Annotated in this window: 18 protein-coding genes and 1 other RNA gene; 13 read left to right on the forward strand and 6 right to left on the reverse strand. The window is 56.2% G+C overall.

All coding sequences use genetic code 11. The annotated features are described in order from the left end of the window. The first annotated feature begins 21 nt into the window (after nt 1–21). The 8 genes from tpiA (at nt 22) to ssrA (ending at nt 8,657) form a co-directional block, all read left to right on the forward strand. Entirely contained in the window at nt 22–783 is a 762-nt protein-coding gene (gene tpiA / locus C772_RS12035) for a triose-phosphate isomerase (protein WP_008300296.1), read from the forward strand. After that, the gene (gene gpmI, locus C772_RS12040; RefSeq protein WP_008300297.1) at nt 776–2,308 is read left to right on the forward strand and encodes a 2,3-bisphosphoglycerate-independent phosphoglycerate mutase; all 1,533 of its coding nucleotides are present in this window, start codon (nt 776–778) and stop codon (nt 2,306–2,308) included. The genes tpiA and gpmI overlap by 8 nt, the downstream gene beginning before the upstream one ends. 20 nt (nt 2,309–2,328) lie before the next feature. Continuing rightward, nucleotides 2,329–3,624 carry a phosphopyruvate hydratase gene (eno, locus tag C772_RS12045; RefSeq protein WP_008300299.1) on the forward strand — a complete coding sequence of 432 codons (1,296 nt, stop codon included), beginning with the start codon at nt 2,329–2,331 and terminating at the stop codon, nt 3,622–3,624. A 450-nt stretch (nt 3,625–4,074) separates the two neighbouring features. After that, entirely contained in the window at nt 4,075–4,302 is a 228-nt protein-coding gene (gene secG / locus C772_RS12050) for a preprotein translocase subunit SecG (RefSeq protein WP_008300301.1), read from the forward strand. Between the two features lie 63 nt (nt 4,303–4,365). After that, nucleotides 4,366–5,121 (forward strand): alpha/beta hydrolase, encoded by a 756-nt coding sequence (locus C772_RS12055; protein WP_008300303.1) that lies wholly within the window; start codon nt 4,366–4,368, stop codon nt 5,119–5,121. A gap of 38 nt (nt 5,122–5,159) precedes the next feature. After that, on the forward strand, nt 5,160–7,619 hold the full coding sequence (gene rnr / locus C772_RS12060; RefSeq protein ID WP_008300305.1) for a ribonuclease R: 2,460 nt from the start codon (nt 5,160–5,162) through the stop codon (nt 7,617–7,619). A 68-nt stretch (nt 7,620–7,687) separates the two neighbouring features. Next, nucleotides 7,688–8,158, forward strand: coding sequence for an SsrA-binding protein SmpB (gene smpB / locus C772_RS12065; RefSeq protein ID WP_008300307.1), 471 nt, complete (start codon nt 7,688–7,690; stop codon nt 8,156–8,158). A 141-nt stretch (nt 8,159–8,299) separates the two neighbouring features. Further along, nucleotides 8,300–8,657, forward strand: a transfer-messenger RNA (tmRNA) gene (gene ssrA, locus C772_RS16175). A 64-nt stretch (nt 8,658–8,721) separates the two neighbouring features. Here the strand turns inward: ssrA and C772_RS16880 are convergent. Then, nucleotides 8,722–8,883, reverse strand: coding sequence for a hypothetical protein (locus tag C772_RS16880; RefSeq protein ID WP_407637217.1), 162 nt, complete (start codon nt 8,881–8,883; stop codon nt 8,722–8,724). Between the two features lie 323 nt (nt 8,884–9,206). Next, on the reverse strand, nt 9,207–10,721 hold the full coding sequence (locus C772_RS12075; protein ID WP_008300310.1) for a glycine betaine uptake BCCT transporter: 1,515 nt from the start codon (nt 10,719–10,721) through the stop codon (nt 9,207–9,209). A 347-nt stretch (nt 10,722–11,068) separates the two neighbouring features. On the opposite strand from C772_RS12075, the gene hutH reads away from it, so the two are divergent. Then, nucleotides 11,069–12,592: a histidine ammonia-lyase gene (gene hutH, locus C772_RS12080; protein ID WP_008300312.1), complete on the forward strand. Its 1,524-nt coding sequence runs from the start codon at nt 11,069–11,071 to the stop codon at nt 12,590–12,592. Nucleotides 12,593–12,631: 39 nt separating this feature from the next. Beyond that, nucleotides 12,632–13,585, forward strand: a complete 954-nt coding sequence (locus tag C772_RS12085) for a 5'-3' exonuclease (protein WP_008300314.1) — start codon at nt 12,632–12,634, stop codon at nt 13,583–13,585. Nucleotides 13,586–13,642: 57 nt separating this feature from the next. Here C772_RS12085 and C772_RS12090 read toward each other — a convergent pair whose 3' ends face one another. The 4 genes from C772_RS12090 to C772_RS12105 all read right to left on the reverse strand — a co-directional run bounded on the left by C772_RS12090 (nt 13,643) and on the right by C772_RS12105 (nt 15,273). Next, nucleotides 13,643–14,152: a C39 family peptidase gene (locus C772_RS12090; RefSeq protein WP_008300316.1), complete on the reverse strand. Its 510-nt coding sequence runs from the start codon at nt 14,150–14,152 to the stop codon at nt 13,643–13,645. A gap of 89 nt (nt 14,153–14,241) precedes the next feature. Then, complete coding sequence (locus C772_RS12095) at nt 14,242–14,562, reverse strand: thioredoxin family protein (protein ID WP_008300318.1); 321 nt, start codon at nt 14,560–14,562, stop codon at nt 14,242–14,244. 61 nt (nt 14,563–14,623) lie between these two features. Further along, on the reverse strand, nt 14,624–15,001 hold the full coding sequence (locus tag C772_RS12100; RefSeq protein ID WP_008300320.1) for a hypothetical protein: 378 nt from the start codon (nt 14,999–15,001) through the stop codon (nt 14,624–14,626). Then, nucleotides 14,998–15,273 (reverse strand): hypothetical protein, encoded by a 276-nt coding sequence (locus tag C772_RS12105; RefSeq protein WP_008300321.1) that lies wholly within the window; start codon nt 15,271–15,273, stop codon nt 14,998–15,000. The genes C772_RS12100 and C772_RS12105 overlap by 4 nt, the downstream gene beginning before the upstream one ends. Nucleotides 15,274–15,468: 195 nt before the next feature. On the opposite strand from C772_RS12105, the gene C772_RS12110 reads away from it, so the two are divergent. The 3 genes from C772_RS12110 (at nt 15,469) to C772_RS12120 (ending at nt 21,207) form a co-directional block, all read left to right on the forward strand. Beyond that, complete coding sequence (locus C772_RS12110; RefSeq protein WP_008300323.1) at nt 15,469–17,856, forward strand: 3-hydroxyacyl-CoA dehydrogenase/enoyl-CoA hydratase family protein; 2,388 nt, start codon at nt 15,469–15,471, stop codon at nt 17,854–17,856. A 28-nt stretch (nt 17,857–17,884) separates the two neighbouring features. After that, complete coding sequence (locus tag C772_RS12115) at nt 17,885–19,060, forward strand: acetyl-CoA C-acetyltransferase (RefSeq protein ID WP_008300326.1); 1,176 nt, start codon at nt 17,885–17,887, stop codon at nt 19,058–19,060. A gap of 359 nt (nt 19,061–19,419) precedes the next feature. Then, nucleotides 19,420–21,207, forward strand: a complete 1,788-nt coding sequence (locus tag C772_RS12120; protein ID WP_008300328.1) for an acyl-CoA dehydrogenase family protein — start codon at nt 19,420–19,422, stop codon at nt 21,205–21,207. Nucleotides 21,208–21,294: the final 87 nt, after the last annotated feature.

Here is a 21,294-nt window from a genome sequence, read left to right on the forward strand (position 1 = left end):
GAAAAATTGGAGGGAACGGATATGCGAAAACCGATCATTGCAGGCAACTGGAAAATGCACAAAACACTCGGTGAAGCGGAATCGTTCTTTGACTCGGTCAAAGGAAAACTCCCGGATGCCGATCAGGCGGACACGGTAATCTGCGCACCGGCACCTTTCCTGGCAGCTCTTTCGGGACGTGCCGGTGATGGAACACCCGCGGTCGGCGCACAGACGATGCACGAAGAAGAAAAGGGTGCCTTTACCGGAGAAGTCAGCCCGGTGATGCTGACGGACCTGGGCGTCAGGTACGTCATAATCGGCCACTCCGAGCGCCGTGAGTACTTTAACGAAACCGACGATTCGGTCAACCGCAAGGTGAAGTCTGCATTCGCCCATGGACTCATTCCGATCGTCTGTGTCGGCGAGTCGCTGGAAGAGCGCGAAGGCAACAAGACTGCGGAGAAAATCTCCGGACAGGTGCGGGCAGCACTGGAAGGCATCAGCGCGGAAGAGGCAGCCAGGGCCGTGGTCGCTTATGAACCGATCTGGGCGATCGGGACAGGGAAGACCGCAACATCCGACATGGCGAATGAGGCATGCGCCGAAATCCGGAGCACGCTTGCCGAGCTATATGGGCAGGAAACTGCAGAGCAGGTCCGGATCCAGTATGGCGGAAGCGTGAAACCTGAGAACATCGCAGAACTTCTTGCGCAGCCGGACATCGACGGCGCCCTGGTCGGAGGCGCGAGCCTGGAACCGGAGTCGTTCATCGCGCTGGCGGAGGCGGCGAGCCATGAATAAACGTCCTGTCGCGCTGATCATCCTTGATGGCTTCGGCCTCAGGAGCGAGACGGCCGGCAACGCCGTCGCGCAGGCGGACAAGCCGAACTTCGACCGTTACCATGCGCACTATCCGACGACGACGCTCACGGCGAGCGGGGAAGCGGTCGGCCTGCCCGAAGGCCAGATGGGCAATTCCGAGGTCGGCCACCTGAACATCGGAGCCGGCCGGATTGTCTACCAGAGCCTGACCCGCATCAACAAATCGATCCGGGAAAAGGATTTCTTCGAAAACGAAATGCTTCTGTCCGCTTTCCGGAACGCCAAAAAACCGGGGAGGGCGCTCCATATCATGGGGCTGCTGTCGGACGGCGGTGTTCACAGCCATATCAGCCATCTGCATGCCCTGATCGACCTGGCCAAGAAACAGGAAGTGGAGCGCGTCTATCTGCACGCCTTCCTGGACGGCCGGGATGTCGGCCCGAAGACGGCGCTCGGCTACATCGAGGAGACCGAACGGCATCTTGAAGAAGCAGGCGTCGGAAGGTTCGCATCGGTCAGCGGCCGGTACTATGCGATGGACCGGGACCGGCGCTGGGACCGGGTCAAGCTTGCATACGACGCCATCACGGACGGCACGGGCGGACTGGCACGTTCCGCCGCGGAAGGAGTCGAAGCTGCATACGGGCGGGGGGAGACGGATGAGTTTGTCATCCCGTTCGTTGTGTGTGGAGAAGACGGCAAGCCCGTCGCCACGGTCAATGACGGCGATTCCATCATCTTCTTTAACTTCCGGCCGGACCGGGCAATCCAGCTGACATCTGCATTCGTTTCGGATGACTTCAGCGGCTTCGGCACAACCTATCGCCGTCCGGCAGACCTGACCTATGTCACCTTTACGCAGTACAGCGAGGATTTTGAGGGTCTGGCACGGGTTGTCTATCCGAACGTGAACCTGCGGAAAACGGTCGGAGAAGTGATTTCGGAGGCTGGACTCCGCCAGCTCCGGATCGCGGAGACGGAAAAGTATCCGCACGTCACGTTCTTCATGAGCGGCGGCCGGGAAGAGGTTTTCCAGGGAGAGCAGCGGATCCTCATCGATTCGCCGAAAGTCGCGACCTACGACCTGAAACCGGAGATGAGCGCCTACGAAGTTGCGGAAGCGCTCGTCGGCGTGATCGATCGGGATGAAACCGATGCCGTCATCCTGAACTTCGCCAACCCCGACATGGTCGGCCATAGCGGCCGGCTGGAGCCGACGGTCAAGGCGATCGAAGCTGTCGATGAATGCCTCGGGCAGGTCGTCGATGCCATCCTCGCAAAAGGCGGGGCTGCCATCATCACTGCGGACCACGGAAACGCGGACGAAGTCGTCACGACCGAGGGCCGGCCGATGACCGCGCACACGACAAACCCGGTTCCGGTCATCGTGACCGAAGACGGGCTGGAACTCAGGGAAGGCATACTTGCCGACCTGGCACCGACCATGCTGAAGCTTCTGGGCGTCGATCAGCCGGAAGACATGACAGGCAAACCACTATTCTAATCAGAGGGAGTGTCAATGAAATGCCAATCATCAGCCAAATCCAAGCACGTGAAGTACTCGATTCCCGGGGGAACCCGACAGTGGAAGTGGAGGTCTTCACGGACAGCGGCGCTTACGGGCGCGCAATTGTGCCTTCCGGCGCGTCGACCGGTGAATACGAAGCGGTCGAACTGCGTGACGGAGACAAGGCCCGTTATCTCGGCAAGGGCGTCCTGAAAGCCGTCGATAATGTCAACGGCGTCATCGCGGATGAACTGTCGGGCATGTATTCCGTACTTGACCAGGTATCGATCGACCAGGCACTCATTGAACTGGACGGAACGGAAAACAAGGGCAAGCTCGGCGCCAATGCCATTCTGGGCGTGTCCATTGCAGTCGCGCACGCAGCAGCGGATTACCTGGATCTCCCGCTTTATCAGTACCTCGGAGGCGTCAATGCCAAGCAGCTGCCGGTTCCGATGATGAATATCCTGAACGGCGGCGAGCACGCCGACAACAACGTCGACATCCAGGAATTCATGGTTATGCCGGTCGGCGCGGAATCGTTCCGCCAGGCACTGCGCATGGGCGCGGAAGTATTCCACTCCCTGAAAGCGGTACTGAAGGATAAAGGCCTCAACACGGCGGTCGGCGACGAGGGCGGCTTTGCTCCGAACCTCGGTTCCAACGAAGAAGCGCTCTCGACAATCATGGAAGCGATCGAGAAAGCAGGCTACAAGCCGGGCGAAGATCTCGTCCTCGCAATGGATGTGGCTTCTTCCGAGTTCTATGATAAGGAATCCGGCAAGTACAACCTGTCGGGCGAAGGCATCTCCCGCACTTCTGAAGAAATGGTTTCCTGGTATGAAGAACTGTGCAACAAGTACCCGATCATCTCAATTGAGGACGGCCTGGATGAAAACGACTGGGACGGCCACCGCATGCTGACCGAGCGCATCGGCGACAGGGTCCAGCTTGTCGGCGACGACCTGTTCGTGACCAACACGAAAAAGCTGGCGCGCGGCATCGAGGAGGGCGTCGGCAACTCCATCCTCGTCAAGGTGAACCAGATTGGCACACTCACCGAAACATTTGACGCGATCGAAATGGCGAAGCGCGCCGGCTATACGGCCGTCATCTCCCACCGCTCCGGTGAGTCGGAAGATGTGACAATCGCTGATATCGCGGTCGCGGTCAATGCCGGACAGATTAAGACCGGTGCACCGTCGCGCACGGACCGCGTCGCCAAGTACAATCAGCTTCTCCGCATCGAGGACCAGCTGGCTGCAACTGCGCAGTACCCGGGTATCAAGACGTTCTACAACCTGAAGAAGTAATGGAAAGGACCGGCGCGCCTGCCGGTCCTTTTACTTTGGATGGGAAAGCGGAGTTTAGAGATGCAAGTCGCAATAAGGAGTGCCGACTTGCAACATGGAATGCCAGGTTGAAATAAGGAGTGCCGACTTGCCATATGCGGTGCCAACTTGCCACATGGCGCACGAACTTGCCACATGGCGCACGAACTTGCCACATGGCGCACGAACTTGCCACATGGCACGCGGACTTGCCACATGGGACCCGGACTTGCCACATGGCACCCGGACTTGCCACATGGCACACGAACTTGCCGCATGGAGCCCAAATTTGCCGCATGGCACGTTGACTTGCAACATGTCACCTGCCGGCAGCATTCTACAACCTATCACAAAGTTTTTCCGAGATAGTTGTGGCGGCAGTCCTGCTTTGATAGAATGGATATTGTTGAGAATGTTTCAGGAGGTGGAAAAATGCATACACTGCTCATGACGCTGCTGCTGATCGTATCGATCGCGCTGATTGTCGTCGTCCTGTTGCAATCCGGGAAAAGTGCAGGTCTTTCCGGAGCCATCTCCGGTGGAGCGGAGCAATTGTTCGGCAAGCAGAAGGCGCGCGGTCTTGACCTCGTCTTTCATCGCGTGACGATCATTTTGTCGGTCCTTTTCTTTGTGCTTGCCATTGCCGTTACGAAGTTCTGAATTTAAACCATCCGCCCGGCCGCATGCGCGGTTGGGCGTTTTTACATAGGAGGCGAGACCACCATGAAAAAAGTGAAATTGACCCCTCCAAAACCGTTTTTCTTCAAGCATGGACCCAGGGCGGTATTGCTTCTGCACGGTTTCCGGGGAAGCTCGGCGGACGTCCGCATGCTCGGGCGGTTTCTCGAGAAGCATGACTACACCTGCATGGCGCCGCATTACTCGGGTCATGGCGTGGAGCCTGAGGCACTTTTAAAGACGGGACCGTCCGACTGGTGGGCAGATGTCGAAGCCGCTTATGAACGTCTAAAAGAGGAAGGCTACGAAGAGATCGCAGTGGTCGGATTGTCGCTTGGAGGTGTGTTCACGCTTAAATTAGGGTATAACTATCCCGTAAAAGGGCTTGTGACCATGTGTGCGCCGATGATCATGAAAACGACGGATATCCTTTTTGAAGGTGTTCTCCAGTATGCGGAGGAATTCAAGAAATATGAAGGGAAAGAACCGGACCGGATCGAAGAGGAAGTTGAACAGATCCGTCAAAAGGGAATGGCATCCCTTCCGGCACTACGGGACTTTGTCCATGATGTCAGGGACCATGTGGATGAGGTGTATGCACCCGTCTTCGTCGTCCAGGCAGAGCAGGACAGGGTCATCGATCCGAAATCCGCCGATATGATTTATGAGACCGTCGGATCCCCGGTGAAAGATTTGAAAATGTATCCGGAGTCGGGCCATGTCATCACGCTCGGCCCGGAAAAAGAACAGCTCCACCGGGATATCCTCGAGTTCCTGGAATCACTGGATTGGAGCGAATAGATCACCGGAAAATGACAGGCCAATGCAGGAGGGATATTGTGGAAGACTATTTAAAAGAATTGCGTGACCGGCTTCTTTCGTTCATGCGGGAAGACAGCTACAAACCGCTTACCGTACAGGAGATCCAGGAAGAACTGGAACTGACGGATGCAGGGGAATTCAAGGAACTTGTGAAGGTCCTGGTGGAACTGGAGGAAAAGGGTGACGTGATCCGGTCCCGTTCCGACCGCTACGGGGTACCGGAGCGGATGGACATTATCCGCGGCCGGTTTGTCGGACATGCCAAAGGCTTCGGGTTCGTCGTGCCGGAAGAAGAAGGAATGGATGATGTCTTCATTCCGCCGAACGAGACGAATACCGCGATGAACGGGGACACGGTCCTCATCAAGATCATGAAAGAATCGGGCGGCGACCGGCAGGAAGGGTCTGTCATCCGGATCGCGGAGCGGAAAAACACGAAGGTCGTTGGCACATTCCAGGCGCACCGCGGCTTCGGCTTCGTCATCGCTGACGACAAGAAACTGCCGATGGATGTGTTCGTATCCAAGGAAAACACGCTTGGCGCGGTTGACGGGCATAAGGTCGTTGTGGAAATCACCGAGTGGCCGAGCGAGCGGAAATCGGCGGAAGGCATCGTGGTCCAGGTACTCGGACACAAAAACGATCCTGGCGTAGACATCCTCTCGATCATCTATAAATATGGCATTGAGATCGAGTTTCCTGATGAAGTCATCGAGCACGCGAACCGTGTGCCAGACGAAATCCGGGAGCAGGACCTGTTCAAGCGGCGCGACCTCCGCGGCGAGCAGATCGTCACGATCGATGGCGCGGAAGCGAAGGACCTGGACGATGCCGTCACAGTCACCAAAAACAGCGACGGAACATACAAGCTCGGCGTCCACATCGCGGATGTCAGCTATTATGTGACGGAAAACTCTGCGATTGACGAAGAGGCCCGTGAGCGCGGGACGAGCGTCTACCTGACGGACCGGGTCATCCCGATGATCCCTCACCGGCTGTCGAACGGAATCTGCTCGCTGAACCCTCATGTCGACCGCCTGACACTCAGCTGTGAGATGATCATCGACAGCAAGGGCAAAGTGGTTTCCCATGAAATCTTCCAGAGTGTGATCCGGACTGTGGAACGGATGACCTATCACGACGTCTATAAGATCATCGAAGAAAAGGACGAAGAGCTCCGGGCACGCTACGAACCGCTCGTCCCGATGTTCGAGCATATGGCGGAACTGGCTGCCATCCTGCGCCAGCGCCGATTTGACCGCGGGGCGATCGATTTCGACTTCAAGGAGTCGAAAATCATCGTAGACGAAGAAGGCTGGCCGACAGACGTTGTCGTACGGGAACGTACGGTTGCGGAGAAGCTGATCGAAGAGTTCATGCTGGTCGCGAACGAGACAGTCGCTGAGCACTTCCATTGGCTGCGGGTCCCGTTTATCTACCGGATCCACGAAGATCCGAAATCAGAAAAGCTGGAGCGGTTCTTTGAATTCATCACGAACTTCGGTCTTCTCGTGCGCGGGACGTCCAACAAAGTTCATCCGAGGGCACTGCAGGAAATCCTCGAATCGATCTCCGGTGAGCCGGAAGAGCCGGTCGTTTCGACGATGCTCCTGCGTTCAATGCAGCAGGCAAGGTATTCCGAGCTGAGCCTCGGCCACTTCGGACTGTCCAGCGAGTTCTACACACACTTCACATCGCCGATCCGCCGGTATCCCGACCTTCTCGTCCACCGGCTGATCCGCACATACCTCATCGAGGCGGACACCTCGCCGGCCACTGTCGCAAAGTGGAAGGGTGAAATTCCGGAAATCGCGGAGCACTCTTCAGACATGGAACGCCGGGCAGTCGATGCCGAGCGGGACACGGAAGCGCTCAAGAAAGCCCAGTTCATGGTGGACAAGGTCGGCGAAGAGTTCGAGGGCATCATTTCCTCCGTCACGAACTTCGGCCTGTTCGTTGAGCTGGAAAACACGATCGAAGGACTTGTCCACGTCTCTTATATGACCGATGACTACTATTGGTTCGATGAGCGTAATCTGATGATGGTCGGCGAGCACACGGCCAAGCAGTTCCGCATCGGGGACAAGGTAAAAGTACGCGTCATCTCCGTGAAGCCGGAAGAGTCGGCGATCGACTTTGAGCTGGCGGATATGGACAGTACCAATGCGCCGGTCCGCCGGACACGCAAAGACAGCCCGAAAGTCATCCGGACAAAGGGTGATACAAGGGGCGGCGGCAAAGGCCGCGGAGAAGGCGGACGTGACTCCGGCGGCAACCGAGGCGGCGGCCGGAACGGCGGCGGACGCAGTGGCGGCGGCCGTGGTGGAAGCAACGGCGGCCGCGGAGGCAATCGCAGCGGCGGTTCCGGTTCGGGCAGGCCGTCTGGCCAGGGCGGTTCCGGTGGCAGGAACCGGTCCCGGGGCGGCAGCGGAGGCGGTCGCGGAAATTCCCCGCGCGGCGGCAACCGGCAAAAGTAACTTCAAATAAACCATGACACCGGACGGCATCCTGCCGTCCCGTTGTCCGTTATAGAGGGGGGAAACCGATGGCAAAAGGAAATGACCAGCGTGTCCTGGCACAAAACAAGAAAGCCGGACATGATTACTTTATCGAAGATACCATTGAAGCGGGAATCGTCCTACAGGGGACCGAGATCAAGTCCATCCGGAACGGCAAAGTCCAGCTGAGGGATGCCTTTATCCGGATCCGGAACAATGAGGCGTGGATCTCGAATATGCACGTCAGCCCGTATGAGCAGGGGAACCGGTACAATCACGATCCTCTCCGCGCCAGGAAACTGCTGCTTCACAAAAAGCAGATCAGCCAGCTGATCGGCAAGACGAAGGAAGAGGGATTCTCAATCATCCCATTGAAAATGTACATCAAGAACGGCTATGCAAAAGTGCTGATCGGCGTGGCAAAAGGCAAGAAGAAGTACGACAAACGGGAAGACCTGAAGAAGAAAGAGCACAAGCGCGAGATGGAACGGGCATTCAAGGCGAAGCAACAATATTAAATGCGCTCCGCCTGCAAGCGGCGAAGCAGTACTGAGTGCCCTCCGCTTGCCATTTGGCGCAAAATACCCTATAATAAGGTTACAGATTGCCAGTATACCGAGTTTCACTAATCCTATTCAGGATTTCCATTCTTCCCAAACGGGGACGTTTTGGATTCGACAGGGATGGTCTGAGCTCCGGTTGCGCGTCGGAGGGTCGGCTCCGTATCAACGACATTTAACAATAACTGGCAAAACTAACAACAACCTCGCTTTCGCAGCGTAAGCTGCTGAAACGGTCCTCCGGTTCCATCGCCCATGTGGCATCTGAGGACTCACTTATCAGTGGGATACGACGTCTGTCCGCCGCCTGAGGCTGACGTAAGAGATTAACAGGATAGCGCGCAGGACGCCTGCTGACCGGCAGAATGCCGCGCGAACTTCAATAGATCAGCTACACGCGTAGAAGCCGGAGTGTTGGAGTCTCTGGACGCGGGTTCGAATCCCGCCGTCTCCATAACTATGGTGACAACCATAACGATTCAAGCCCCCTCATCATTGAGGGGGCTTTTCATACCTAAGCGTCAGCGGCGGCAGGAGAATGAACGGATTTCGTCAAGGTCGATTCCGAAATACTCCCAGCGGCGCTGTCTCGAACGCCATCTGAATCCTGCGACGGAGCGGCGCCCGACGAATGTCGGGAAGAACCAGAATCGTTGTCCGTTCTCGAGACGGACATCTGTCACGCGATTGAGACACCTGCGGATCGCTCCGGGATCAACCGCCTGAGGTACAGGGGGCTGGGGCGGCCTTCCCGGTCTTCCCGGTCTTCCCGGTCCGCCGGGGTTGCCAGGCCTTCCTCTACGCCTGTCATCCCAATCCGGGCTATCATCCCATGGCAGCCAATCCATCGGAGACTCCCACATGTCTCCTCCTCCAGGTCTGTTAACCATGATTCCACTCCTTCCGGCAATCTTCCGTATCCTATGCAAGCGCCCGAAGGGCAGGCCGGGCGGTCTCCCCATAAAAACAGGGCCATCCCTTTTTCCGGGATGGCCCTGTTGCTGATTTAAGGTCGCTTCTTTTTCCATTCCTCTGTTTTGAGAAGTTTCTTATGATCGTTTGACATCGCCTTGATCAGGGACAGCATCATCATCATCATAATGACTGAGAACGGCAATGCCGCGATGATCAGTGAGTTCTGGAGGGCGGTCAGGCCATTCGCATACAGCAAGATGATTGCGATAGTTGCCTGCAGGGCGCCCCAAGTCAATTTCACCGCGTTCGATGGTGTCAGCGAACCGTAGGTCGTTTGCATGCCCAGAACAAATGTGGCCGAGTCCGCCGAAGTGATAAAGAAGATGGCGACCAGCAGTATGGCAACAATGGACAGGATCCAGAACATCGGCAACTGTTCAAACACTCCAAACAGCGTCTCTTCCGTCAGAAGGCCGGTCAGATCTGTGCCGGAATTCTGGACATCAATGGCCGTCACGCCGAACACCGAGAACCAGAAAAAGCTCACGATCGTAGGGAGGAGCAGGACACCCGTCAGGAATTCCCTGATGGTCCGGCCGCGCGATACCCGTGCGATAAAGATGCCGACAAACGGCGACCAGGAGATCCACCATGCCCAATAGAAAATGGTCCATCCGTCGATCCATGCCCGCGCATCTGAGTTAAGCGGTGCCGACCGGAAGCTCATGCGCGGCAGGTTCTGGATATACGAACCGATCGAGTCGGTAAACATATTCATGATGAGCAGGGTCGGTCCGACCGTGAGAACAAGGCCAAGGAGAATCACTGCTAAAATCAAGTTCGTGTTGGACAGGATCTTGATGCCTTTGCTGAGCCCGGACCAGGCGGAAATCGAAAAGAGGATGGTGACGATGATAATGATGATCGTCTGGACACCGAGGCTTACCGGGATGTCCCACAGATAAGATAGCCCGCCATTGATCTGGATGGCACCGAATCCGAGTGTTGTGGCGACGCCGAATACGGTCGCGAATACTGCCAGTACATCAATCAGTTTGCCGAGCGCCCCGTTCATTCTCTCTTCGCCGAAAATAGGGCGCAAGGTGGATGATATCAGTCCTGGATAACCGCGCCGGAACTGGAAATAGGCCAGGGCCAGCGCGACCAGACCGTAGACCGCCCATGCATGGATTCCCCAATGGAAGAAGGTGTAGCGCATTGATTCAGTAAATGCTTCTCTTGTTCCCGGTTCTTCCGTTGCAGGATCAATCGCAAAGTGGGATAACGGCTCTGCCGCACCCCAGAAAACCAGCCCGATTCCCATGCCGGCGGAAAACAGCATGGCAAACCAGCTGATTGTCGAGAATTCCGGGCGATCTTCCGGCTTGCCCAAACGCATTTTTCCGAGCGGGCTGACGATCATGGCAAGGCAGAAGATTACGATTACCGTCACGATCAGCAGATAATACCAGCCGAATGAGGATGTGATAAAGGCAGTCATGGAACTGGTGACCTGTTCAAAACTTTCAGGAGCGAAGGTCCCATAGCCAACTGCGAAAAGTACGAGTACAACTGCGATCCAAAATACACTGGATACTTTCTTCATATAATCCCTCCAATATGATTCGATTTTCGGGAAACGTGCACACAGTGACCGACCTTAACGCAAATTTCCGGTGACTGTCAAGGATGCGGCTTGGCTGAATGGAAAAGCCGCGTCCTTATCATCATTTTGCACTTCCTGATTCAGGATGAAACCGGGCTGATGGAAATTTGTCCGGTTTCCTTTCTTTTCTTGTATCATCAACTTCCAATACCCTAAATCGATGTGACGAAACGATGACTTCCTTTTATCGGGTAAACGGCTGGCTTATTAATAGGGCAGGAAATCATCGGTAGCCGATGTAAGCGCTATCAGTTTCCTGTAAGATAAAAATTGAAGGGGTGGAAGTGATGATCACACTGACTGGGAGCGGGCTGACCCTTGGAAAGCTGAAACAGATCATCATCGGCAGGGAACAGGTGAAGATCTGTCCTGAGGCTATGAGAAAAGTAATGAAAAGCCGGGATGCCGTTGAGCGGATCATCGCGGATGGGCGGACGGCATACGGCATCAATACCGGCTTCGGCAAATTCAGTGATGTAAAGATTAATGCGGAGGATACGGAAGCGCTCCAGCTTCATCTGATCCGGTCCCATGCGTGCGGACTCGGCGAGCCATTTCGGGAAGAGGTGGCCCGTACAATGGCTGTCTTGCGGCTGAACGCGCTCCTGAAGGGGCATTCGGGGATCCGTCCGGTCGTGCTTGAGCGGCTGCGTGACATGGTGAATCAACGGATCACACCCGTCATTCCTAGCCAGGGATCCCTCGGAGCATCTGGGGATCTGGCTCCGCTTGCACATCTGGCGCTCGTGCTGATCGGGGAAGGGGAAGCCGTCCTGGGTGGAATCCCCATGCCTGCTGCTCAGGCATGGGAGAGGCGGGGCATCCGGCCTGTCCGCCTCCAGGCGAAGGAAGGGCTTGCCCTCATCAACGGCACTCAGGCGATGACAGCCTGCGGCGCGCTCGCCTTTCTGGAAGCCGAACAGCTCGCCTTGCAGTCCGAGTGGATCGCAGGGATGACGATGGAGGCTCTTAGGGGGATTACGGATGCGTTCCATCCGGCCGTTCATGAGGCTAGGGGGTACCCGGAGCAGACCGCGGTGGCCGTGCGGATGAGGAATTGGCTGGATGGAAGCCGTCTCACGACGCGCCAGGGGGAGCTGCGGGTACAGGATGCCTATTCGATCCGCTGCATTCCGCAGGTGCACGGGGCGACCTGGCAGGTGCTGGACTATGTCAGGGAAAAGCTTGAGATCGAATTCAACGCGGCGACGGACAATCCGCTTATTTTTGACGAAGGAGAGACCATCGTTTCCGGAGGGAATTTCCATGGGCAGCCGGTGGCCTTTGCAATGGATTTTCTGAAGATCGGCATGTCCGAACTTGCAAGTATCTCGGAGCGTCGGACCGAGCGGCTCGTCAATCCTCAGCTCAATGCAGGATTGCCGCCGTTTCTCAGCCCGGAGCCGGGGCTGCAGTCGGGTGCCATGATCCTTCAGTATGCTGCGGCAAGCATTGTATCCGAGAACAAGACGCTGGCCCATCCGGCTTCTGTCGACTCCATTCCGTCCTCGGCCAATCAGGAAGACCATGTCAGCATGGGAACAACTGCAGCCCGGCACGCCGCCCGGATTGTCGGAAACGTGAGGCGGGTGCTGGCAGTCGAGGCATTTTGTGCGTTCCAGGCTTGCGCCATCCGGGGGAAGGAAAAAATGTCTCCCGCACTCCGGCAAAAGTGGGACGCTCTGTCCGAAATCATTCCGCCGCTCACGGAAGACCGGATATTCAGCTGTGACATCGCCAAGATAGAGCGCCGGCTTCTGGAGGAAGCCAGGATTTCGGGCCTCAATTCCGACACAGGATCCGGTTCCTGAGGTATGATGGAAGGAACGCAATGAGGAAAAGGTGATGGCATGAATACGTTGGAGAAAACGGGAGCGGAAAGCGGAAAAAGGACGGAGCGGCCGAAACTGCTGCTGATCGATGGGATGGCGGTTCTGTTCAGGGCCTTTTTTGCAACGTCTGTACATGGCCGCTTTATGAGGAATGCAGAGGGGATTCCGACAAATGCCGTCCAGGGCTTTTTGGGCCACGCCCTGTCCGCACAGTCCATGTTCCGGCCGACCCATATCGCCGTCTGCTGGGACATGGGGGCTTATACTTTCCGGAATGACCTGTATGAGGGCTACAAGGCGAACCGTCCGGAGCCCCCGGAAGAGATGAAACCGCAATTTGATATGGGAAGGGAGTCTGCCTACCTGCTGGGCTGGAAAAGCTACGGCATGAACGGCGTGGAGGCGGACGATCTGATCGGTTCGCTGATCATGCGCTGGAAAGACGAGGCGGATATCATGGTCATCTCCGGTGACAGGGACCTGCTGCAGCTGCTCGCCCCCGGCGTCCGGATTGCCTTCATGAAAAAGGGACAGACGGTATTTGACATCTATACAGACGAGCGCTTTCGGGAGGAGTACGGTTTCGAGCCCGGGCAGTTCGTCGATCTGAAGGCGTTCATGGGTGATTCCAGTGACGGCTATCCAGGCGTGAAAGGAATTGGCCCGAAAACAGCGACAGGCCTGATCCTGGAATACGGTTCCGTGGAAGGTGTGCTCCAGCATCTTGAAGACCTGAAGCCCGCTGTCCGGAAAAAAATCACCGAACAGCTGGATATGCTCCATCTGTCCCGTGAATTGGCCGAAATCGACTGCCACGTAGTATTTGATGCTGACATGGACGAACTGAAAGTGCCGGAATACGGACCGGATACTGTACAGGCTCTCGAGGCAGAGGGGTACCCGACCGCCGCCAAGCGGCTCCTGAACCTTTTCCCGGAAACCGGGGAACAGGAAGAGTGGCCGTTCTCTTGAGAACCTTGATAGGAAAACCGCTGCAGTTCACATCGGCTGCGGCGGTTTTCTCTGTGTTCAGTGGGCAGGAGTCATCCGGACAAAGGTGAGGATCGGACGGTTCCGGGAGTGGGATACCCGGCGTATCCGGCTGGGACGCCCGCGGCCCCCGTTGTCATGTACGATGAGGATGGTATCTCCGTTTTCCTCGCTGAAGCCGACGACCGGCACCCAGTGATAGGCAAAGGTATAGTTGCCGAACCAGCGGAAAGAAAACCACTTGTCAAATTTCGCAGCCACCGGACGTCCGGCGATGACTTCTTCTTTTAATTCATCAAGCGAACATCTCCTGACGGTCCATCCGTTTCCGAGAAGCCGGGAAGCGCCTTTGATAAACTTCCGAACGGACAGTCCGAGAGGTGTCCCGCCGAATGACCGATAAAGATCCGAAACGGACATCGGACAGGCACCAAGAAGATGGCCGATCATCGTGTATGCCGTCACCGGCCCGCAGGCGGAGTTTTGCTGAGCCGGGTCAATATCCGGATCATACTGCGACTTTCCCCTGAATGACTCAATCAGACCCATGCCGGTCCTCCTCCGTCTTAACGTTTGCACTGATTATAACGCAAACTGAAGGGCATACAAAAAAGGAAGGCGGTCGCCTTCCTTACAGGTTATGCATTGTAGCTGTCGAGGAATGTGGTCACCTGATCCGGTGTCTTGGCATTTGCACTGTGGAGATGGGCCTTTTTCTCGCCGTCCTTGAACACAAGCAGGCTCGGGATGCCCATCACTTCATGCTTGTCCGCGATTTCCGGAAGCGCGTCCCGGTCCACTTCATACCATGTAAACTGATTGTACTTTTCTTCGATCGGCCCGATGAACATGTCCATCCGCCGGCAGTCCGGGCACCAGCTTGCGTCAAACTTGATCAGTGATTGCTCCGGGTTGTTGATGATTTCATTGAACTGTTCTGCTGTCGTGATTTTTTCCATCTCTATCCCTCCCATACGGATAGTGTACACTGTTCCGCGGGGAAGTGGGTAGCCACTTGTTTCAGACGACGGGCGGTGCAGACCCTTCGAATTTTTGGATGACTTTCTCGAAATCCTCCCGTTTGGCGGCTTCCGGCGTCATCCATCCGTGCCGGGTGATCAGGTCGCACAGGTTCCTCCTGTTGCTGTTGGCGTTCTGCAGAAAACTGGAGAGAAGGGACTCGAGCTTGCTGCTGTACGTTTCATTATCTGCCTGCAAATAGAGCTGACAAAGCTGTTCCTCCATTCTTAGAAGGAGGATGGCCATTTCCTTATCGTTCAGGGAACCATCATTTTGGCCCTGCTGGTTCTTGGAGGCTTCTGATTCCTGGTTTTTTTTCTTTTCGGTTGCCTGGTCTTGCTGTTGATCCTCTTCTTTGCCGGTTTCTTTATCGGTCATTGTGCCTGATCCCTCTCTTTTTTCAGGAATTCCAGAATGTCGCTTGCCTGTTTAAGATGATCCTGCTGGATACTCTCGAATTCTTTCTTCAGATCAGGGAGTTTGGTTGATGCGGCAGCCGCACCGTACATTTTCGCGCACAATTTGCAGAGCTCCATGATCCTTGCAAGGTCTCCGATGTTCCGGGTGGTGACGGTATCGGACTTGAACAGCTCGGGTGCCGGATTGGATTCATTCCCGTTTTTGATGGCCGGCTTGGAGAAGATGCCCATGTCAGGTCCTCCTCTTTTGCATGATTTAAAGCTAGGATGTCCCCATGAATCAAAAAGATGAGCGGAAATTCATTTTTTTCTTTTGGTCATGTTGCACATTGTGGTGAAATATTCTAAACTATGAATAAAGCAGTTGCCTATTTTTTTGGCAATGAAATGAATGAGCATTCATTCAAGATAGAAGGAGGCAATCACGTGGCTCACCAAATCAATCAGGCCGCCGTCATCGGCTCCGGGGTGATGGGCTCCGGAATCGCGGCCCATCTCGCGAACATCGGCATTCCTGTCCTGCTATTGGATATCGTGCCGAACAAACTGACAGCAGACGAGGAAGCCAAGGGTCTGACACTTGAAGACAAAACGGTCCGCAACAGGCTGACGGACCAGGCACTCAAAAACATGAAAAAGCAGAAGCCGGCACCGCTTGCATCCAAGGAAAGCCTCTCGCGCATCTCGACAGGGAATCTGGAAGACGATCTCGAGAAGCTGAAGAATGTGGACTGGATCATCGAAGTGGTCGTTGAAAACTTGGAGATCAAGAAAGCGCTTTACGACAAAATCGAAGGGGTCCGTTCGGAGCATGCGATTGTCTCCTCGAATACGTCGGGCATCAGCATCGAAGCTATGGCGGAAGGGCGGTCTGAAGGGTTCAAAAAGCATTTCCTCGGCACCCACTTCTTTAACCCGCCGCGCTATCTGAAATTGCTCGAAGTCATTCCGACGAACGAGACGGCGCCGGAAGTGCTGGACTTCATGGTCCGCTTTGGGGAGGACCGGCTCGGCAAGGGGGTCGTCATCGCCAAGGATACGCCGAACTTCATCGGCAACCGGATCGGGACATACGGGCTCCTGATCACACTCCGTGAAATGATGGAGCGCGGCTACTCGGTCGGTGAAGTCGATTCGGTCACCGGAACGCTCATTGGCCGCCCGAAGTCGGCCACCTTCCGCACGCTCGATGTCGTCGGACTCGACACGTTCGTCCATGTTGCGAAGAACGTATATGACCAGACGGAGGGTAAGGAGAAGGAAGTGTTCCGCACGCCGGACTTCCTCGTGAAAATGGTCGAAAACGGCTGGCTGGGCGCCAAGACGAAGCAGGGCTTCTATCTGAAGGAAGGCAAGGAAATCAGCGAGATTGACCCTGCCACGCTCGAGTACTCGCCGCAGAAGAAGCTGAAAGCGCCTTCCATCGAGGCCGCGAAGCAGCAAAAAGGCGATGGCAGGCTGAAGACGCTCGTTTACGCAAAAGACCGCGCGGGCGAACTTCTTTGGAACATCCTGGCACCGACACTGATTTATTCTGCGGAGAAAGTCGGGGAGATTGCGGACGATATTGCCTCGATCGACAACGCAATGAAGTGGGGATTCGGCTGGAAACAGGGACCGTTTGAACTTTGGGATGCCATCGGCGTTGAAAAGTCCGTCAAGCGGATGAAGGAAGAAGGCCACGGCATCCCGGCGTTCGTACAGAAACTGCTGGATTCCGGAAATACCGCCTTCTACAAAACGGAAGAAGGTGTCCTGAAATACTTTGACGGGGAAGGTTACACCCCTGTTCAAATGAATGAAAAAGAGATCGACCTGAAAAAGTGGAAGACCCAAAACGGTGTCATCAAGAAAAACAGCGGAGCAAGCCTGATCGATCTGGGTGATGGTGTTGCACTGCTCGAATTCACTTCACAGGCAAACTCACTGGGTCCGGACGTGATCAAGATGTTGCTCGACTCGCTTGAGGAAGTGGAGAACAACGATCAATACAAAGGCCTTGTCATCGCCAACCAGGGCAAAAACTTCTCCGTCGGGGCGAACCTCGGCATGATCCTCATGGAAGCTCAGGACGACAACATCTTCGAATTGGACTTTATGATCAAGTCTTTCCAAAACGCCATGATGAAGGTCCGCTATTCGAAAAAGCCGGTCGTCGCCGCACCTCATGGAATGACTCTCGGCGGGGGAGCGGAGATCACGCTGCCTGCTGCGCATATCCAGGCGACGATGGAAACGTATATCGGGCTTGTGGAAACCGGCGTCGGGCTAATTCCGGGCGGTGGCGGCAATATCAGCCTTTACCGCAAACATCTTGAAGGAATGCCGAACGGCGTCAAGGCGGACTACGTCGACATCGCCGCGAAAGTGTTCGAGACGATTGCGATGGCAAAGGTTTCGACATCCGGAGCGGAAGCGCGCGAGAACAATTTCCTCGGCAAGGCGGATGGCGTCAGCGCCAACCGGGACCATCAGATCCATGATGCGAAGCAGGCCGCCCTTGCCCTCTTTGAAGCAGGCTATACGCCGCCTTCCAGGCGGACTGTGCCTGTTGCGGGCGAGCCGGGCTATGCCGCGATGATTGTCGGCGCTGAAGGCATGCACCTTTCCGGATACATCAGTGACCATGACCTGAAGATTGCGAAGAAGCTAGCTTACGTGCTGTCCGGCGGTAAAGTGCCGTACGGAACCGAAGTTGATGAACAATACATGCTCGACCTGGAGCGGGAAGCGTTCCTGCAGCTTGTGGCAGAACCGAAATCCCAGCAGCGGATGCAGCACATGCTCTTGAAAGGCAAGCCGCTCCGCAACTGAGCGGAGGGCAGACGGAGGAGGATGAACCATGCGTGAAGCAGTAATCGTGGCCGGTGCGAGGACGCCGGTCGGAAAAGCTAAGAAAGGGTCCCTGGCAACGGTCCGTCCGGACGACTTTGCCGCGCTGACGGTGAAAGAGACGCTCCGGCGTGCCGGAGGATATGACGGGCCGATCGACGACTTCATTGTCGGATGCGCGATGCCCGAAGCGGAACAGGGCATGAACGTCGCCCGCCTGATCGGCGGGCTTGCCGGACTGCCGGATACCGTGCCGGCCGTGACGGTCAACCGGTTCTGTTCGTCCGGTCTTCAGACGATTGCAACAGGCGCCCACCAGATCATGCTCGGCCACGCAGATACCGTCCTTTCGGGCGGCACCGAATCGATGAGCATGGTGCCGATGATGGGCAACACGATTCGCCCGAACGCAACACTCGCGGAAACGGCGCCTGAATATTATATGGGCATGGGCCACACCGCAGAGCAGGTCGCGATGAAATATGGCGTGAGCCGGGAGGACCAGGATGCATTCGCGGTCCGCTCCCACGAGCGTGCCGCTGCCGCCATCCGGGAGGGCAGGTTCAAGGATGAAATTGTGCCGGTCGAAGTGACGCGTCGCGCAGTCGGTCCGGACGGCAAACTGAAGGAGGAGACCTTCACCTTTGATATGGATGAAGGCGTACGCGAAGGCACCAACATGGAAACCCTCGCGAAGCTGCGCCCGGCGTTTAATGTGAAAGGATCGGTCACGGCGGGGAACGCTTCCCAGACATCGGACGGAGCGGGCACGGTCCTGATCATGGACCGCGAAAAAGCGGAAGCCGAAGGACTGAAGCCGATCGCCAAGTTCCGCTCGTTCGCAGTCGGCGGTGTTCCGCCGGAAGTGATGGGCATCGGACCGATCGAGGCTGTGCCGAAAGCGCTGAAGCTTGCCGGCCTGTCGGTTGAAGACATCAACCTGTGGGAATTGAACGAAGCCTTCGCCTCGCAGTCGATCCAGGTCATCCGGCACCTGGGCCTGGATGAAGACATCGTCAACGTCAACGGCGGCGCCATCGCACTCGGCCACCCGCTTGGCGCGACGGGCACCATCCTGACGCTGAAGCTCATGAACGAGCTCAAGCGCCGCAACGAACAATTCGGCGTCGTCACCATGTGCATCGGCGGCGGAATGGGCGCCGCAGGCGTATTTGAAATGTTGTAATTAAGTGCGGAGGGCGGCTGATTAGGCCCGACAGGCATAAGGGGGCATGCGCAGCGGATCCTGATCCGCGGAGCGTGACCACTTATGACCCCGAGGGCCTGCCGCCCGCAGCCGGATAGAATAAGTGCGGAAGGCGGCTGATTAGGCCCGACAGGCATAAGGGGGCATGCGCAGCGGATCCTGATCCGCGGAGCGTGACCACTTATGACCCCGAGGGCCTGCCGCCTGGAGCCGGATAAAGTAAGTGCGGAGGGCGGCTGATTAGGCCCGACAGGCATAAGCCGTCCTGCGCAGCTAAACGACGATAAAGTAAAAAGCAATTTGATATAAAACCAAAAAAGAACAAGGAGGAAACGGATATGGCTGAAACAAAGGATAAGGCGCTCGTCAAAGGCGGGGCATTCCTCATCGAGGACATCGATGCGGATCAGGTGTTCACGCCGGAGGATTTCACGGAAGAGCATAAGATGATCGCCAAGACGACGGAGGAGTATGTCAAAAACGAAGTCATCCCGGTCATTGATAAACTGGAAAACCATGAATTTGAGAACTCTGTGCGGCTCCTGAAGTCTGCAGGGGAACTCGGTCTTCTCGGAGCGGACATTCCGGAGGAATATGACGGCTTCGGGCTCGACAAGATCTCCTCCGCGCTGATTACGGAAAAACTGTCCGTCGCCGGCGGATTCTCCGTTACCCACGGCGCCCATGTCGGAATCGGAACGCTGCCGATCGTCCTTTTCGGAGACGAGGAACAGAAAAAGAAATACTTGCCGGCATCGGTCACGGCAGAAAAGATCTTCGCGTATGCGCTGACCGAGCCGGGGTCCGGATCGGACGCGCTCGGCGCGCGGACGACGGCGAAGCTTAATGAAGCGGGTACGCATTATATCCTGAACGGGGAGAAGCAGTGGATCACGAACTCCGGATTCGCGGATGTCTTCGTCGTCTATGCGAAGATCGACGGCGAGCACTTTACCGCTTTCATCGTCGAGAAGGACTATCCCGGAGTTTCTGTGGGCGCGGAAGAAAAGAAGATGGGGATCAAGTCCTCCTCGACACGTACGCTGATCCTCGAAGACGCGGAAGTTCCGGTGGAGAACCTGCTCGGCGAAAAAGGCCGCGGCCATGTGATCGCGTTCAACATCCTGAACATCGGGCGCTACAAACTCGGCATCGGCGGCGTTGGAGGATCCAAGCGTGCGCTCGAACTCGCAATCAAATATACGAATGAGCGCCAGCAGTTCAAGCGCAGCATCGCTTCCTTCAACCTGACCAAGGAAAAGATCGCAACGCTCGCATCCGAACTGTACGCGACGGAAAGCCTGATCTACCGCACGGTCGGCTACTTCGACGATCGCATGGGGCAGATGAGCGAGGAAGACCAGAAGGATGGCCGGAAAGTTGCTGCGGCCATCGCGGAATATGCCATCGAGTGCTCCATCAACAAAGTGGTCGGTTCCGAGACGCTTGACCATGTCGTCGACGAAGCGGTCCAGCTCCACGGTGGCTACGGCTATATGCAGGAATATGAAGTCGAGCGCGCGTACCGCGACTCCCGCATCAACCGCATCTTTGAAGGCACGAACGAGATCAACCGTCTCCTGGTGCCTGGCACATTCCTCAAGAAAGCGATGAAAGGGGAGCTTCCGCTACTGCAGAAGGCCCAGTCGCTCCAGGAAGAGCTGCTCATGATGATGCCGGAAGAACCGGGTGACGAAGCGCTGGCGCAGGAGAAGATCCTCGTGAAGAACGCCAAGAAAATCGGCCTTCTCGCGGCCGGCATGGCAGCACAGCGCTTTGGTACGAAGCTGGAAGACGAGCAGGAAGTCCTCGTCAACATCGCCAACATCGCCAATGACATCTTCGCGATGGAATCAGCTCTGCTCCGCTCGGAAAAGGCAATCCGCCGCGATGGTGAAGAAAAGTCCCGGCAGAAGATCCTATACACGGAAATCTTCTCCCAGGAAGCGATGCAGCGCATCGAACAGGAAGCCAAAGAAGTGCTCGTCGCCTCCGTCGAGGGAGACAACCAGCGCATGATGCTGTCTGCTCTCCGCAAGCTCACCCGCTACACGCCGAAGAACCTGATCCCTCTGAAGCGCGAAGCGGCAGATAAGCTGAACGAAGCCCTGAAATACACAGTCTGATTCAGTTATTCCAAAGTGCCCGGTCTGCTTATCAGGCAGAACGGGCATTCTTTTTGTTATACTGAGTCCAAGAGAACATGCAGGGAG

The organism is Bhargavaea cecembensis DSE10 (genome assembly GCF_000348905.1).
Classification (GTDB): domain Bacteria; phylum Bacillota; class Bacilli; order Bacillales_A; family Planococcaceae; genus Bhargavaea; species Bhargavaea cecembensis.